19 protein-coding genes are annotated in these 15,611 nt (G+C 58.3%); 11 read left to right on the plus strand and 8 right to left on the minus strand.

Features of this window, described 5'->3' with window-relative positions; genetic code table 11:
• The first annotated feature begins 18 nt into the window (after window positions 1-18).
• On the plus strand, window positions 19-1,134 hold the full coding sequence (locus AVCG78_RS10190; RefSeq protein WP_071204537.1) for an alkene reductase: 1,116 nt from the start codon (window positions 19-21) through the stop codon (window positions 1,132-1,134).
• A gap of 50 nt (window positions 1,135-1,184) precedes the next feature.
• Here AVCG78_RS10190 and AVCG78_RS10195 read toward each other — a convergent pair whose 3' ends face one another.
• Window positions 1,185-2,258, minus strand: coding sequence for an SDR family NAD(P)-dependent oxidoreductase (locus AVCG78_RS10195; protein WP_071204551.1), 1,074 nt, complete (start codon window positions 2,256-2,258; stop codon window positions 1,185-1,187).
• A 98-nt stretch (window positions 2,259-2,356) separates the two neighbouring features.
• Between AVCG78_RS10195 and AVCG78_RS10200 the strand changes: the two genes are divergently transcribed.
• Entirely contained in the window at window positions 2,357-3,259 is a 903-nt protein-coding gene (locus AVCG78_RS10200) for a LysR family transcriptional regulator (protein ID WP_071585386.1), read from the plus strand.
• A 56-nt stretch (window positions 3,260-3,315) separates the two neighbouring features.
• Here AVCG78_RS10200 and AVCG78_RS10205 read toward each other — a convergent pair whose 3' ends face one another.
• On the minus strand, window positions 3,316-3,579 hold the full coding sequence (locus tag AVCG78_RS10205; protein WP_071585385.1) for a DUF2188 domain-containing protein: 264 nt from the start codon (window positions 3,577-3,579) through the stop codon (window positions 3,316-3,318).
• Window positions 3,580-3,946: 367 nt separating this feature from the next.
• Here AVCG78_RS10205 and AVCG78_RS10210 point away from each other — a divergent pair, with 367 nt between their 5' ends.
• Window positions 3,947-5,095 carry a calcium:proton antiporter gene (locus AVCG78_RS10210; protein ID WP_156555251.1) on the plus strand — a complete coding sequence of 383 codons (1,149 nt, stop codon included), beginning with the start codon at window positions 3,947-3,949 and terminating at the stop codon, window positions 5,093-5,095.
• A 171-nt stretch (window positions 5,096-5,266) separates the two neighbouring features.
• Window positions 5,267-6,493: an OpgC family protein gene (locus tag AVCG78_RS10215; protein ID WP_081355537.1), complete on the plus strand. Its 1,227-nt coding sequence runs from the start codon at window positions 5,267-5,269 to the stop codon at window positions 6,491-6,493.
• Between the two features lie 80 nt (window positions 6,494-6,573).
• Here AVCG78_RS10215 and AVCG78_RS10220 read toward each other — a convergent pair whose 3' ends face one another.
• Window positions 6,574-7,776, minus strand: coding sequence for a pyridoxal phosphate-dependent aminotransferase (locus AVCG78_RS10220; protein ID WP_070164268.1), 1,203 nt, complete (start codon window positions 7,774-7,776; stop codon window positions 6,574-6,576).
• 18 nt (window positions 7,777-7,794) lie between these two features.
• On the opposite strand from AVCG78_RS10220, the gene AVCG78_RS10225 reads away from it, so the two are divergent.
• The 4 genes from AVCG78_RS10225 to AVCG78_RS10240 all read left to right on the plus strand — a co-directional run bounded on the left by AVCG78_RS10225 (window position 7,795) and on the right by AVCG78_RS10240 (window position 10,250).
• Window positions 7,795-8,097 carry a hypothetical protein gene (locus tag AVCG78_RS10225; RefSeq protein ID WP_139191404.1) on the plus strand — a complete coding sequence of 101 codons (303 nt, stop codon included), beginning with the start codon at window positions 7,795-7,797 and terminating at the stop codon, window positions 8,095-8,097.
• Window positions 8,094-8,516: a hypothetical protein gene (locus AVCG78_RS10230; protein ID WP_139191405.1), complete on the plus strand. Its 423-nt coding sequence runs from the start codon at window positions 8,094-8,096 to the stop codon at window positions 8,514-8,516. The genes AVCG78_RS10225 and AVCG78_RS10230 overlap by 4 nt, the downstream gene beginning before the upstream one ends.
• 168 nt (window positions 8,517-8,684) lie before the next feature.
• The gene (locus AVCG78_RS10235) at window positions 8,685-9,575 is read left to right on the plus strand and encodes a DMT family transporter (RefSeq protein ID WP_071204542.1); all 891 of its coding nucleotides are present in this window, start codon (window positions 8,685-8,687) and stop codon (window positions 9,573-9,575) included.
• A 459-nt stretch (window positions 9,576-10,034) separates the two neighbouring features.
• Window positions 10,035-10,250 carry a cold-shock protein gene (locus AVCG78_RS10240; protein ID WP_015916682.1) on the plus strand — a complete coding sequence of 72 codons (216 nt, stop codon included), beginning with the start codon at window positions 10,035-10,037 and terminating at the stop codon, window positions 10,248-10,250.
• Between the two features lie 78 nt (window positions 10,251-10,328).
• Here AVCG78_RS10240 and AVCG78_RS10245 read toward each other — a convergent pair whose 3' ends face one another.
• From AVCG78_RS10245 to AVCG78_RS27200, 3 genes are all read right to left on the minus strand, one after another.
• The gene (locus tag AVCG78_RS10245; RefSeq protein WP_070164219.1) at window positions 10,329-10,976 is read right to left on the minus strand and encodes an MBL fold metallo-hydrolase; all 648 of its coding nucleotides are present in this window, start codon (window positions 10,974-10,976) and stop codon (window positions 10,329-10,331) included.
• Between the two features lie 172 nt (window positions 10,977-11,148).
• Window positions 11,149-11,346: a hypothetical protein gene (locus AVCG78_RS10250; protein ID WP_041696906.1), complete on the minus strand. Its 198-nt coding sequence runs from the start codon at window positions 11,344-11,346 to the stop codon at window positions 11,149-11,151.
• Between the two features lie 115 nt (window positions 11,347-11,461).
• Window positions 11,462-11,596, minus strand: coding sequence for a hypothetical protein (locus AVCG78_RS27200; protein ID WP_267889571.1), 135 nt, complete (start codon window positions 11,594-11,596; stop codon window positions 11,462-11,464).
• Window positions 11,597-11,718: 122 nt separating this feature from the next.
• Between AVCG78_RS27200 and AVCG78_RS10255 the strand changes: the two genes are divergently transcribed.
• The 3 genes from AVCG78_RS10255 (at window position 11,719) to AVCG78_RS10265 (ending at window position 14,394) form a co-directional block, all read left to right on the plus strand.
• Window positions 11,719-12,183 (plus strand): MarR family winged helix-turn-helix transcriptional regulator, encoded by a 465-nt coding sequence (locus AVCG78_RS10255; protein WP_143049439.1) that lies wholly within the window; start codon window positions 11,719-11,721, stop codon window positions 12,181-12,183.
• Window positions 12,184-12,188: 5 nt separating this feature from the next.
• Complete coding sequence (locus AVCG78_RS10260; RefSeq protein WP_015916685.1) at window positions 12,189-12,887, plus strand: response regulator; 699 nt, start codon at window positions 12,189-12,191, stop codon at window positions 12,885-12,887.
• A 127-nt stretch (window positions 12,888-13,014) separates the two neighbouring features.
• Complete coding sequence (locus tag AVCG78_RS10265; protein WP_143049438.1) at window positions 13,015-14,394, plus strand: sensor histidine kinase; 1,380 nt, start codon at window positions 13,015-13,017, stop codon at window positions 14,392-14,394.
• A gap of 38 nt (window positions 14,395-14,432) precedes the next feature.
• On the opposite strand, the gene AVCG78_RS10270 is transcribed toward AVCG78_RS10265, so the two are convergent.
• Both AVCG78_RS10270 and proC read right to left on the minus strand, forming a co-directional pair.
• Window positions 14,433-14,792, minus strand: coding sequence for a tRNA-binding protein (locus AVCG78_RS10270; protein WP_071204544.1), 360 nt, complete (start codon window positions 14,790-14,792; stop codon window positions 14,433-14,435).
• Window positions 14,789-15,610 (minus strand): pyrroline-5-carboxylate reductase, encoded by an 822-nt coding sequence (proC, locus tag AVCG78_RS10275; RefSeq protein ID WP_071204545.1) that lies wholly within the window; start codon window positions 15,608-15,610, stop codon window positions 14,789-14,791. Before proC ends, AVCG78_RS10270 begins: the two co-directional genes overlap by 4 nt.
• Window position 15,611: the final 1 nt, after the last annotated feature.

Here is a 15,611-nt window from a genome sequence, read left to right on the forward strand (position 1 = left end):
CCTCAGAAGGACATTTCAATGGCCACTCTTTTTGACCCCTTGCAAGTCGGCGATATCGCTGTTGCAAACCGCATCGCCATGGCGCCGCTGACGCGCAACCGCTCCCCTAATGCCGTTCCAAAGCCAATCACCGCCACCTATTACCAGCAGCGCGCTACCGCCGGTCTGCTGATCACCGAAGCCACGGCTATTTCTCATCAGGGCCAGGGTTATGCCGATGTTCCGGGCCTCTATACGCCTGAAGCCCTTGAAGGCTGGAAGGCCGTCACCAAGGCGGTGCATGAGGCGGGCGGCAAGATCGTCACCCAGCTCTGGCATGTCGGGCGCATTTCCCATACGTCGCTTCAGCCAAATGGCGGCAAGCCGGTTGCACCTTCGGCGATCACCGCCAAGGGCAAGACCTATGTGATCAATCCGGATGGCAGCGGTGCGTTTGTCGACACTTCCGAGCCCCGCGCCCTGGAACTCTCGGAAATCCCCGGCCTGATCGAGGATTACCGCAAGGCCGCGCGCGCCGCCATTGATGCCGGTTTTGACGGCGTCGAAATCCATGCCGCCAACGGTTATCTGCTGGAACAGTTCATGCGGCTGAGCAGCAATCAGCGCAGCGATGCCTATGGTGGCTCGATTGAAAACCGTATCCGCCTGACGATTGAGGTCGTCCAGGCCGTGACTCGCGAAATCGGCAGCGGCCGCACCGGCATCCGCCTGTCGCCGGTCACGCCCGCCAATGACGTTTCGGATCCAGATCCGCAATCGGTCTATACCACGCTGGTGGAAAAGCTGGCGGCCTTCGATCTGGCCTACATTCACGTAATCGAGGGCGCGACCGGCGGCCCGCGTGATTTCAGCCAGGGCGACAAGCCCTTCGACTGGGATGCCTTCAAGGGCGCCTACAGCAATGCGGGCGGCAAGGCCGTCTGGATCGCCAATAACGGCTATGACCGGCAGATGGCCATGGACGCCATTGCCTCCGGCAAGGTCGACATGGTCGCCTTCGGCAAGCCCTTCATCGCCAACCCGGATCTGGTGCGCCGCCTGAAGGAAGACGCACCATTGAACGAAGCCGACCAGAGCACATTCTACGGCGGCGGAGAAAAGGGCTATATCGACTATCCGACACTCGACGACTGATCGTAGACCTTAATAGAGACCCCGCCGCCATCCGGCGGGGTCTTTTTGCATTATTGCGGCGCGGTTTCAGATGCCATCGAACGGCTTCCGTCAGGGTGAACCGCAGAGGTTTGCAAGCACTTCAGGCTCTTCAAGGTCGTCGCAACCGCCACGTCCAGCCTCGTCCTAGGCTCCTCCCCAAGCACCTCGACAAGACGACGATTATCCAGCGCAATGGGTTCGCGCCACAGGTAGCGCATTTCCAGCAATTCCCTGAACACCGGCAGGATGGGTGACAACAGCGGCACCATCCACCAGGCAAAGCGCTTGAACCGGACAGAATCGCTGCCACTTACCCGCTGGATCGCCTGTGCCATGGCATATCCGTCCGTATCGACATGGCCCTGCATGTGAAAACGGGCGAAGGCTGGCATATCAGGCACGCGTTCCAGTAGCCGGATAAAGGTTTCCGCGACATCAGGCAGATAGGCCCAGCTATGGCTGACGCCCGGCCTGCCCGGCAGGTTAACCCGGGTCACGGGCTTGCCGGGGGTAATCAGCCCTTGAGCAAACCAATTATTTCCCGCCTCAGGCCCGAAGAAATCACCAGCCCGGACAAGAATGACCCGCACCCCCTCGCCTGCCGCCTGTTCCAGCCGCCGCTCCAACTCTACCCGGATCTCGCCCTTGACCGTCCGCGGATGTTGCGGGCTCTCCTCATTGAGCAGCGGGAAGGCATCCGGGCCGTAATTATAGATCGTCCCCGGCATCAGGATACAGGCACCGCTGGCACGGGCGGCGGCAATAGTGTTGTCTATCATCGGTAGCACCAGCTTCCCCCAGTTGCGATAGCCGGGCGGATTGACGCCATGCAGGATAACTGAGGCGTCTTTGGCCGCGTAGATAACATCGTCGCGGTTCATCGCATCGCCCTGCACCCATTCCAGTTCTGGCTCCAGTGCTGGCTGCCGTTCCTTCTGTTTTGCTGCCATTCGAGCCGCATCGCGGTGCAAAGCCCGCACATGGTATCCCCGACCGGCCAGCGCCCGTGCGACGGCACCCCCGACACCTCCCGTTGCACCGAGCACGAGGGCAATCGGGCCAGGCTGCGGAATGGAACCCGTGATATCGTCGATCTCTGTCATAGCAATCTCCAGGCTTGTGCTGTTTCGATTGCCGATCATCCCTCATGACTGATGTATTCGAAATTGTATATTTTCTTATCCATGCTATACAAAAATGCATGAACGCAGATCAACTGAGTTGGGATCTCTACCGCAGTCTTCTCGCCGTAATCACGGAGGGTTCGCTGTCTGGCGCAGCGCGTCAGCTCGGCCTGACCCAGCCGACAGTCGGTCGCCATATCGAGATGCTGGAGCAGGCTTTTGGCACGCCCTTGTTTGTGCGCAGCCAGCGCGGCTTGCTGCCAACGGAAACCGCCCTTGCCATGCGGGGCCACGCTGCCCTGATGGCGGCCACCAGCACATCGCTGGCGCGCATCGCAGCCGGGGAGCAGGGAGAGGCAGGAGAATTGCGCGGACCAGTGCGGATCAGCGCCAGCGAAATGATCGCCGTGGAAGTGCTTCCCCCAATTTTCACCCGCTTACAGGAGCAGTTTCCCGGGCTGGAAATCGAGCTATCGGCCACCGACCAGATGGAGGATCTGCTCCACCGGGAAGTGGATATTGCCGTGCGTATGGTAGCGCCAACCCAACTCGCCCTGATTAGCCGCCATATCGGGGCGATTGGCATCGGCTTTTATGCCCATCGGCGCTATCTCGAGCGTCATGGTACGCCATCAAGTCTGGCGCAGCTGGCCGAGCATCGTCTCATCGGTTTCGACAGGCAATTGGCCTATATCAGGGATCTGCTGAGAACTCGTCCGGATCTGGATGCCCTGCATTTTCAGTTTCGCAGCGACAGCAATCTGGCACAATTTGCAGCCATCCGCGCCGGACTGGGGATCGGCATGTGTCAGCCGGGCCTCGCCCGCCGCCATGCGGATCTCATCGAAGTCCTGCCCGGAACCCTCAATATCGCGCTCGACACATTCGTGGTCATGCACGAGGACCTGAAACTAAGCCGTCGCTGCCGGACGGTGTTCGACGCCGTGGTCGAGGGATTACTGGCCTATCTGCGCGAATGACATCGACGCCGCAATGCGGGATCTATCCGCAAACCGATCTGAATTGACCGCTCCGTTCAGGCCGTGCGGGATTGGTCGTAGTGGTCAAGGATTTCCACCTCGGGCCGATCATCGCCATTGCTCATTTCCGCCCGCCACTTGCCGCTCTCATCCTGATAGACGATCCGCACCGGCTCATCGGCCTGGGCGATTTCCTGCATGACGATCCGCGCCGCCTCCAATGCCTGGTCATGCGTATCGAAGCGTTCGGAATAGGCACCATTCAGCCGATAGGCCCAGCCTTCATCATGCGGAACGATTTCATAGGTAACCTTGACCATGATGTATCTTCTCCCTGTGCAATGAATGAGCTCCCTGTCATCTGATACCAAGGCTCGAAGATGCTCACGCATCCTCACCTTGAAGGCGTTTCGAATATCTCAAATGCGTCAAAGGCTTGAGATATTCGAAAGAGGAACATCAACGGCCATTTTCAATGCCGTTGGTGTAACTATCGCATCTTGACGACGGAACTGCAAATTGCCTCAGCACGTTGCAGGTGCGAAAGAGAATGGACGCACCGCAATAGCGAATCGCTTTACGGAAATCCCATGCTTACCCCCTGAGTGGCCCTTGCTTGCCGCAATACCTTACTAGAATGACAAATGCCGCGGCTGCGGTTTCAAAGGATGAAGAGACGTGACAGTTTTGCTCCGGGAAAAGTCCCTGCTGATCCCCATCGCCTTGGCGATCGCCGTGTTCTTCCTCGAACATTCCCTGATCGAGGCCGGGCCAACCATCAGCCTCATTGCGGCGGCAGTGTTGATTGGCGGCATATTGGTGGCCTCGATCCGAGTCGCGCATCACGCGGAAATCCTCGCACGCCGGGTTGGCGACCCCTATGGCACAATGATTCTCACCCTGTCAGCCGTGGCCGTGGAAGTGCTGATCCTTGCCATCATGATGCAGGGCGAAAGCTCTCCTACCCTGGTGCGCGACACGATCTATTCGGCGGTCATGCTGGATATCAACGGCATTCTGGGCCTTGCCGCTCTGCTGGGCGGGCTGAAACACGGCGAACAGCCCTATAATGACGATAGCGGCAAGACCTATGGCGTGATGATCCTGACGGCCATGGGCATCTCGATGATCGTGCCGGAATTCATCCCCGTCGACAAATGGACCTATTATTCCACCTTCACCATCTTTGCCATGCTGGCGCTTTATGGGCTGTTTCTGCGCATGCAGGTTGGACAGCACAGTTATTTCTTCAGCTACAGCTACACAGGGCGCGCCGCGCCCAAAACCACGAAGGTGCCATCCGCTGGCATCGACACAGGAACAAGCGCCGCAGAACCACAGCAGGCCCCGCATGAGAGCGAAGCCCATGACGAGGAAGAAGGCAGCATTGCATCCTCCATCGCCGTCATCCTGTTTGGCGTGGTGCTGATCGGCGTTCTCGCTGAATTCATGTCCGCCCTGATGACCGAGGGCCTGCGCGATACCGGCGCGCCGCCGACCATCATGGCCATCGTCGTTGCCACCATCTCCGCTGCCCCCGAAATCATGACAGCCTTGAAGGCGGCTTTGCGCAACCGTATGCAGGCCACCGTCAACATCGCCATGGGGGCATCGCTGTCGACCGTTATCCTGACAGTGCCGGTCATGGAGGCCATCGCGCTTTACACCGGCCAGCCCTTCATCATGGCGATGACCCCGGTGCAGACGGTGATGGTACTGATCACCCTTGTTGCGGCGGCCATCAACCTCAACGATGGCGAGACAAATGCCATCGAGGGCATGACCCATTTCATCCTGTTTGCCACCTTCATCATGCTGTCTGCTCTGGGCCTTTGATGGCAGCGGTTTCCGGTCAAAATCCAGTCACAAGATTTTGATGCCGGAACCTTTCTTGCGAACACTCGTTGCGGTTATGTGATCGGATCGTTACCCGGTCCGCCGCATTGTCACCACGATGAAGGGCAAAAACCGACCTGCTGGGCAGGACGCGAACCGGGAGCCGGGACCTTGAAAAGATTAGATGTCCTAGACGGAATGCGGGGATATTTCCTCGTATTCATGATGTTGAACCACCTGATCTTCACGGGCGGCTATCTGCTGGTAGAGGTCAATCACCGCAACCTGACCTTTGTCGAGGATGCGCAGGGCTTCGTGTTCATGTCCGGACTGCTGGTCGGCATGGTCTATGGCCGCAAGATGCTGAAAAGCGGCTATGAAGCGGGACGCGAGCGGATCTGGGCGCGAGCGCTGGAGCTTTATCGCTATGCCATGGGCATTATTCTGCTGGTCCTCGTGGCCCGATTCGTGCTGCCGGGTGCTATAGGGATCTGGCACGACTGGCTGGGCGAAGTGTCGCTCAGCGATCCACTGCGCCTCGCCTCAATCGCCACATTCCTGTTCCAGCCGACCTATATGGATATCCTGCCGCAATATATCATCTACATGGTGTTTGCGCCTGTGTTGATCTGGCTCTGCATTACCGGACGTTGGGCCAGCGTCGCCATCGGCTCATTGGTCGTCTGGATGGCAGGCCAGCTTGGTCTGCACCGCCTGATCACCTACCCGCTCGATGCCTGGCTGGGTGCCGCCGAAAAGGAAGGCATTCGCGCCAGCTTCAACCTGCTGGGCTGGCAGATCGTGTTTTTCGGTGGCCTGATTGCCGGAAGCCTGACGGCGACGGGCAATATCAACTGGAGCAAGGTGTTCAGCCCGGAAAAGACGCTGATCCCCAAGACGGCCCTCGCCATCCTCATCTTTTTCCTGCCACTGCGCATCATGACCGCCCACGGGCTGATGCCTGACGTCGTGCTGCAAAAGTTCGGCACGATGGAAGTGCGCGCCGATTTCGGCCCGGTCTATCTGCTGAATTTCGCCGCCATGGCCAGCCTGGTTGCCTGGTTGCTGATTGCTGGTCCGAAATATGACAGCGCTATCGTCCGAAAGACCGCAAGCGTGGTCAACAGTGTCTTCAGCCTCAGCTTCCTGCAATTGCTGGGTCGTCACTCCCTGCATGTCTATCTCTGGCATGTGCTGGTGGTGTTTGCGGTGCGCTATATCGATGGGCGGATCGGACCGTTCTCGGAACTGTCGAAAACCGCGATTGCCGTGTTCTGCGTGTCGCTTCTGGCCCTGCCGGCGCTCTACCGCGAACGCGACATCCATTTTGCCCCGGCCCCGCAACCAAAACCGGTTCCTGCGCCCGTCCCGGCAGGCAAGCAAATGCAGAATGCCTGATCGGTGCTGCCGATGGATCAATAGAAAAAGGGCGGGATGGCATCACCATCCCGCCCTTTTATGTGCTGTCTTGCTATAGCTTACTTGCAGGCGGCGCAGAAGCGCTGAATGCGCTTGCAGGCTTCTTCCAGCAGGGCTTCCGAGGTCGCGTAGGAAATGCGGAAATTCGGGCCAAGGCCGAAGGCGCTACCATGCACCACGGCTACGCCTTCGGTTTCCAGCAGTTCGGTGACGAAATCCTCATCGCTTTCCAGAACCTTGCCCGACGGCGCGGTCTTGCCCATCAGGCCTGCGCAGGACGGATAGACATAGAAAGCGCCTTCTGGCGACGGGCATACGATGCCCTTGGCCTGGTTGAGCATCGAGACCACCAGGTCGCGGCGGCCCTCGAAGATCTTCTTGTTTTCCGGAATGAAGTCCTGAGTGCCGTTCAACGCTTCCACAGCCGCCCACTGAGCGATAGAGCAAGCGCCTGATGTCTGCTGACCCTGGATCATGTCCATCGCCTTGATCAACGGCAGCGGGCCTGCGGCATAGCCGATCCGCCAGCCGGTCATCGCATAGGCCTTGGACACGCCGTTCATGGTCAACGTGCGGTCATAGAGCTTCGGCTCCACTTCTGCTGGCGTGGTGAATTTGAAGTCACCATAGACCAGGTGCTCATACATGTCGTCGGTCAGCACCCAGACCTGCTCGTGGCGCAGCAGGACATCGGTCAGTGCCTTCAGCTCAGCCTCGGTATAAGCGGCACCCGACGGGTTGGACGGCGAGTTGAACAGAAACCACTTGGTCTTCGGCGTGATGGCCTTTTCGAGATCTTCAGCCGTCAGCTTGAAGTTATTCTCCTGCGTGGTAGCGACGAAGACAGGCGTGCCGCCACACAGCGCCACCATTTCCGGATAGGAGACCCAGTAAGGCGTTGGAATGATCACTTCATCGCCGGCGTTCAGCGTCGCCATGAAGGCGTTGAACAGAATCTGCTTGCCACCGGTGCCGACAATCGTCTGCTCCGGCTTGTAGTCCAGATTGTTCTCGCGCTTGTACTTGTCGGCAATCGCCTTGCGCAGTTCCGGAATGCCTGAGATCGGCGTGTACTTGGTTTCGCCGCGATGGATGGCGTCGATGGCGGCCTGCTTGATGTTGTCGGGCGTATCGAAGTCCGGTTCGCCCGCGCCAAGGCCGATCACGTCACGGCCTTTCGCTTTCAGTTCACGAGCTTTCTGCGACACGGCAATGGTGGCGGAAGGCTTAACACGGGAAAGGGCGTCGGCAAGAAAAGCCATGAAATTATCCTGAAGCTGTTGATCGATTGCAAACCTTGGTTTGCCCAAGGCTTCAGGTTACAGCTGTATGACAATTCTGCCTGCCCGGATCAAGCGGAAACACCTGATGACGACGCTTTTCTTGTCACGGTGACAGGACGGCGCAAAAACATCCATCCAGCATGCCGAAAAGCGCCATTAACCGACCAGAATGGCCAAATATTAACAGGCCACAATATCGCCTTATTTTTTGCAGTGCAGTGCCGCAATTTCGTCCCTTTGCCGACGATTTCGACCGGCTTTTATCATCCTGCGGTTGGGCAAAAGGAAGCGGCGAGATGAGACGGAACAGGACGGAAAATAACCCCTCAAAACCCTGGGATTTTGGCCGGAAAACCATGTTCGCGGCCTGGATTGCGCTGGCGGCTTTGACCCTGCCGACCGCATGGGTTTCGGCGGCCCCCGCAAGTGGGCAACAGCCCCCCTCAGTGGCGGCAAGCACAATGACCGATCAAACACCGGTCGACACGATGGAAACCGGCAGCATTGCCCTGCCGATCACCCAGAAAGATCTGCTGAGCAATACGCTTGCCCACAACAACGGCGTCGACCGAGCCGTCGCTGGTACCGTTTCCTCCGTGCATGTCCCGGGCTATCTCTCAATGCTGGCCGACCGGCGCGTTCTTGCCCTGCTCAGCCTGTTCGGCCTGCTGGTCGTCTGGCTGAACCGGGCGCCACCAAAAAACAATCAGGATCTTTAGATCGCTTCGGCACGGACGTTTCGTATCTTCTGCACCACCTGAAAAACAACCCTGGGATGGTCCAAAACAGTCATCGCTGTTCTTGCGGCCACTGATGACGCCTGATAGAGGCACCGCATTGCCTGCGTAGCCAAAATACAAGCCGCAGGGCAGGATCAGGATGTTTCAGTGACCCGTATTCAAGCCAATCTCCTTCTACTTCTGGCTGCCGCCATCTGGGGCGGTGGGTTCGTGGCGCAATCCACCGCCATGGATCATCTGGGCGCCAACTGGTTCAACGCCCTGCGATTTGGCATTGCAACAATTGTCCTGCTGCCTTTTGCTGTGCTCGAAAGCCAGCGTGCTCGAGACAGATTGTCGGTGGGTGACGTGAGGATGTTCGTCATTATCGGCGTCCTGCTGTTTGCCGCCCAGACCGCCCAGCAATTTGGCCTGAAAACAACCACCGTGACCAATGCCAGTTTTCTCACCGGTCTCTATGTGGTGATCGTGCCGGTCATGGCAGTGGTGTTTCTTCGGCACCGGCCCCATTGGATCATCTGGCCAGCGGCTTTGGCCGCCCTGCTCGGCATCCTGCTGCTCAGCGGCGGCAGCCTGTCAGCCCTGAGTACAGGCGACGGCCTGACCATCCTGTGCGCCGGGTTTTTCGCGGTGCAGATCCTGCTGACGGGCCGGATTATCCAGACCCTGTCGCGGCCCTTGGCGCTTGCTGCCATCCAGTTTGCCGTTACCGCCCTGCTCTGCACGCTCGCCGCCCTCAGCCTGGAGCCGATCAGCTTTGCCGATATCGAGAATTCGATGACGCAGATCCTTTATGGCGGCCTGTTGTCGAGCGGATTGGCCTTCAGCCTGCAAATCATTGGCCAGCGCTACACATCCTCGTCTCAGGCGGCGATTTTCATGTCGTCGGAGGCGCTGTTTGGTGCACTCCTGGGCGCTGTCATCCTGCATGAATCCCTGGCGCCAATCGGCTATCTCGGCTGTGCCCTGATGTTTCTCGCCATGCTGGCGGTGGAAATCGTGCCCGAATGGGGCAAACAGCGCATTGTCCGGCAATAAATTTTAAGTCACGCCTTATTTTACAACTTTGAAAAACTTTACCGCTGCAACCGGCATATTGAGGATGAATTACATCGTCCACGATGCAGTTTCCGCAATTTTCGGCGAAATCAGCACAGATTTGGCCCGGAAAGGCACGAATTGCTCCGGCTTGAACCATGCCAGATCATAGATTGGTAAAAAAACTTTTGCTTGCCAATTTCCCACAAACCAAGCACTCTTGAAGGGTTCGGGCAATTTAAAGGCGCGGAAAGATCTAAATTTCGACTGGCACCGGAGACGCAGAAGTTCCGGGCATCCATAAGGGGATACGACTGGCGTCGTTCACAGCTTGTGGCTGCGGTAACAGGGACCTTTCCTCACAATTTAAACTTGCTCGCCTAGACCCCTGCCTCGACCCTGGGCGGGATTGAGCAATGCTGTCCGCCGATCCCGGACAGAGACAAAAGGACCTGACGCATGGCCGAAACTGGCATTGTAAAATTCTTCAACAACGACAAAGGCTTCGGCTTTATCAAGCCGGACAATGGCGGTGCGGATATTTTCGTCCACATCTCCGCCGTACAGGCTTCCGGTCTGAACGGATTGAGTGAAAATCAAAAAGTAAGCTTCGATACGGAACCGGACCGCCGCGGCAAGGGACCAAAGGCCGTCAATCTGCAAATCGCAGGCTGAGACCCTCGTTCACACATTTCATTTCGCCCAGCGGCCCGGCAAGTTTTGCCGGGTTTTTTCTACCCTTCAAAGACCTTTTCAAAGGCCTTTCAGAAACGGATTGCTGCGGCGCTCGTCGCCGATCCGGCTGCCGGGGCCATGACCGCAAATGAAGCCGACATCGTCCCCCAATGGCAAGACCTTGTCGCGGATCGATGCCAGCAATTGCTGATGATTGCCGCCCGGCAGATCTGTGCGGCCAATGGAACCGTTGAACAGCACATCGCCCAGATGGGCGAAATTCTGGACGCGATTGAAAAACACCACATGACCCGGTGCATGGCCGGGGCAATGCAGCACCTCAAATTCATGACCGGAAAAGCCAACGACGTCGCCCTCTTCCAGAAAGCGGTCGGGCGTCACGTTGCGTAGCTTGATGGGAAGATTGAAGCGAGCGCTCTGCCCCTCCAGCGCATCCAGCAGCACCTTGTCGTCGCGATGCGGGCCGATAATCTGGATGCCGAGCGCGTCCTTGAGGTCTTCGGCGCCACCAGCATGATCGAGATGGCCGTGGGTCAGCCAGATCTCCTTCAGGGTAATGCCGTTTTCCTGCACCATGCGCAGGATTTCCTCGACATCGCCACCCGGATCGACCACCACGCCTTCCTTTGTCTCGCTATCGAAGAAGACTGTGCAATTCTGCTGAAATGGCGTCACGGGAATAATCCCGGCCTGAAGCTGTCCCATAAATAAACCTCTGACTATCGGCATGCCGCGAACCAATGGCGACCTTTACAGACCATATACAGCATCGGGCTGAAAAGTGGACAGCGGTCTCGAGGAAAAACCTATAGCGGCAAAAGGCTACAAACTTCGCATCAAGCAACGGCGACAAGGCGTCTCAGACCATCGAAGAGGGTCAGGGTACGGCGACCATTTCGGCTTCGGCCGAATGAAGGTTCGGCATCATTACATTGCCGACCAGAAGCGCTGCCACGGCGATTTTTAAGGTGAAAACCAGGATCATCACCGGCTTAAGGGTGTTTTCGACGGCCTGTGCGACAGGAATGTCGGACGAGAATTCCGGTACGGTCTCCGACGCGAGATTTGATGACATTGCAGTCAGCCTCTTGTTCTACCAGTGCATGAAAACGCCAAAGCATCCTCATCGCTTTGAAGGGATCGCGACTGTCTCCATCGACAATCGCCACCCCGTTCCCCATCTATTGTCCTCATAAAGCCTTGAGCGGAGCTTTGGTTGCATGGCCTTGAAAATATTTCTCAGGCAGAAAAGCCTCTTTTGACGGCATCTTTGGAAAACCGGCTTTTTTAATAGCGTTTTGATCGCACTCGTCATAGTTTTGCACCGAATTTCAAGTGCATGGACCACGCCGAAGCACCGCCGCGGTGCCATGACCGGTAGAACAAGGAATTGAAACACGTGCAGAAAACGTCATCGGTAAGAACGGCGAAAAAACAGCTGCCGGACATGCCGCATATCGACGATAAAAGCATCGATTTCGAAACGATCGAAGCCTTCTTCTTCGCCTATCGTGATTTCATTTCCGATCCGGACGAGATTTTGGCCAAGCTGGGTTATGGCCGCGCCCATCACCGGGCGGTGCATTTCGTCAACCGCCAGCCGGGCATGACGGTGGCCGATCTTCTGGGGTTGCTGCGTATTACCAAGCAGAGCCTCGCCCGGGTTCTGAAGGAATTGATCGACGAGGGCTATATTCGACAAATGACCGGCCCAGCCGACCGGCGCCAACGCCGCCTCTACCCGACACTGGCCGGACGCGAACTGGCGCTGGCGCTGTCGGATCCGCAATCGCGCCGGATTGCCCGTGCCTTCGAAGGGTTTTCAGGCGAACAGAGACAGGCCGTTCGCACTTTTCTGGCTGCCATGCGCAGTGAGAGTGGCACGGCAAGCCCGCTAGATCAGGAGCCTTGAGCAGTATGAAGCGTATTGACCTGACCGACGATGCCCCGCACCTCCTTGTTGTCGATGACGATACCCGAATCCGCGATCTGTTGCATCGCTACCTGACCGAGCAGGGCTTTCGCGTCACCGTCGCTGCTGAAGCGCAGGAAGCACGCCGCAAGCTGGCGGGCCTAGCCTATGACCTGCTGATCGTCGATGTGATGATGCCGGGCGAAAACGGCTTGTCGCTGACCAAGTCGCTGAGCGGCGAGATCAATGCGCCGATCATTCTTCTGACGGCCCGCACAGAAGCCGATTCGCGCATTGCCGGGCTGGAGGCAGGGGCCGACGACTATCTTGCCAAGCCCTTCGATCCGCGTGAACTGGTGCTGCGCATCAACAATATCCTGCGGCGCAACACCAGCGCCGATACGCCGAAGATAGAACAGGTGATGTTCGGCCCCTATACATTCTCCATCCTGCGCAAGGAGCTGAAAAAGGGACCAGAGGTCATTCACCTGACCGACCGCGAGCAGGACATCATGCTGCTGTTTGCCAACCGGGCGGGTGATACCATTCCGCGTCACGAACTGGTGGGCGAGGATACCGATGTCGGTGAACGCACCATCGACGTGCAGATCAACCGCCTGCGCCGCAAGATCGAGGACGACCCGGCCAATCCGGTCTGGCTGCAAACCGTGCGCGGCATCGGCTATCGCCTCAGCCGGGATTAGAGCATCGGACCGAAAAGTGGGAACCGGTTTTCGGATGAATCCGATGCGCAAACAAAAATTTAGAGCATCGTTCTGATGCTCTAAAGGCTGCATCCGACCAGCAGCGGTCAACCATACGGAAACGACCATGACGTTCAGGCAAGCCTTCAGCCGATTGAAATACCGGCGCATTTCATGGATCGACCTGCGCTGGTTCAGCCGCTGGCTGCGCCGCCAGTTTCCGACCGGCCTGTTTGCCAGGGCGCTGCTGATCATCATCCTGCCGATGCTGATCCTCCAGACCGTCTTGCTGTTCGTGTTCATGGAGCGCCACTGGCAGATGGTGACGCAACGCCTGTCCGCCGCCGTCACCCGTGACATTGCCACGGTGATCGTCTTGCTTGAAACCTATCCCCAGGACGCAGCCAACACGCTGAAAATTGCCAATTCCAAGCTGGGTCTGGTCGCCTCGCTGGAAAAGAACGGCGAATTGCCCGCCCCTCGCCCCAAGCCATTCTTTTCGATTCTCGATCAATTGCTCAGCGATGAATTGCGCAACCAGATCAAGCGGCCCTTCTGGATCGATACCGTCGGCGATTCGCCGCTGATCGAAATCCGTATCCAGTTGAATGGCGAGGTTCTGCGGATTTTCGCCCGGCGCAACCAGGCCTATGCCTCCAATACTCATATCTTCCTGTTGTGGATGTTCGGCACGTCGCTGGTGCTGATCGTTATCGCCACACTGTTCCTACGCGGCCAGATCCGCCCGATCCTGTCGCTGGCCGAGGCTGCCGAAAGCTTTGGCAAGGGGCAAAAACCCGCCAAGGACTTCAGCCCGCGCGGTGCCGATGAAATCCGCCGGGCAGGTCTCGCCTTCATCCTGATGCGCGAGCGGATCGAGCGGCAAATGGAACAGCGCACCGCCATGCTGACCGGCGTCAGTCACGACCTGCGCACCATCCTCACCCGGTTCAAGTTGCAATTGGCGCTAGCAGGCGACAATCCCGATCTTGAACCGCTGAATGAAGATGTCGATGCCATGCAATCCATGCTCGAAGGCTATATGGCCTTTGCCAAGGGTGAGGCCGAGGAGAATTTCGGCCCCTTCAGCCTGAAGGACATGCTGGAGAAAATCAGCGCCGATTATCGGCTGCACGGCAAGGCCTTCAGCTATGTGATTGAGGGTGACGAGCAGATTCGGGTGCGTCCCAATGCCTTCTGGCGGCTGGTGGGCAATCTTGCCGCCAATGGCCGCCGCTATGCCAATACCATGCATGTCGAAGCCCGCCACGGGGCCAAATGGCTGACCATCGTCTTCGATGATGATGGTCCCGGCATTCCCGCCCAATCCCGCGACGATGTGTTCAAGCCGTTTTTCAGACTGGACGAGGCCCGCAATCAGGATGCGTCAGGCACCGGACTTGGCCTCGCCATCGCCCGCGACATCGCCCGCAGCCATGGCGGCAATGTCACACTTGGCGACAGCACACTGGGGGGCCTGCGCGCCACGATCCGTATTCCGGTTTAACACCGTAGGCCGGTTACGGAACACCCGAGCGCGGCACACTACATCATTTTGCGCCCATTCGGCACGCCGCGCTCCACCGCAGCCAGCACGATGGCTCCGGCCTCATCCTCAAAACCGAGGGTGAGAACCTCGGATCGCACAGGCCCGATCTGGCGCGGCGGAAAATTGACCACGCCGAGCACTTGGCGGCCAACAAGGCTTTCCGGCGTATAATGTACGGTGATCTGCGCCGATGACCGCTTGATGCCGATCTCAGGCCCGAAATCGATCCGCAGTTTGAAGGCTGGCTTGCGGGCCTCAGGAAAAGGCTCTGCCTCGATGATCGTCCCGACCCGGATATCGACTTTTTCGAAATCGCCGTAAGTGATCTCGTCGGAGGTTTTTTCCGTCCCGCTCAAGAGGCAAGCTCCTCGGCCCGGCGTTTCGCGGCGGCTATCGCCGTGTCGACTAACGGCTGCATGCCCTGGTCTGCCATCAGCACTGCAAGGGCTGCGGCGGTGGTGCCGCCCGGCGAGGTAACATTCTTACGCAGCGTGGCGGCATCGTCCGGGGACTGGTGCAACATTTCACCAGCCCCGGCGACGGTTTCCCGTGCGAGACGCATGGCGAGGTCCGCTGGCAGACCGGCTTTGCGGCCTGCCTCAGCCATGCACTCGACGAGATAAAACACATAGGCCGGACCGCTGCCGGAAACCGCGGTGACCGCGTCGATATCGCTTTCGCTAGCAACCCACTCCACTGGACCGGAAACGGCCAAAAGCGCCGTCACCCGAGCCCGCTGATCTTCACTGACCTCGCTATTGGCATAAGCGCCGGTCACGCCACGTCCGACCATGGCAGGCGTATTGGGCATGGCGCGGACCATGGCCGCAACCCCCAAATGGGTTTCCATGAAAGACAGGGTCTTTCCGGCAGCCACGGACACCACAACCGTATCGGCATCGACCAGGGGCTTGAGCGGCGCAAGCACCGCTTCCATCACTTGCGGCTTGACTGCCAGAAACAGCAGACCAGCCACGAGATCGCCCGGCGCCTGCGTGACATGGCGCACGCCAGCCTGGGCAAACCGGTCCTTGGCGGCATCACTCGCGGCGGGATCAATAACGATCACCGAGGCCGGATCAACGCCATTCTTCAGCCAGCCTGACAGCATGGCGCCGCCCATATTGCCGGCGCCGACAAGAACGATCGGACCCGAGGTCTGCGAACTGGCCATG

Source organism: Gillisella vitis (genome assembly GCF_021559775.1).
In the GTDB taxonomy this organism is placed as follows: domain Bacteria; phylum Pseudomonadota; class Alphaproteobacteria; order Rhizobiales; family Rhizobiaceae; genus Allorhizobium; species Allorhizobium ampelinum.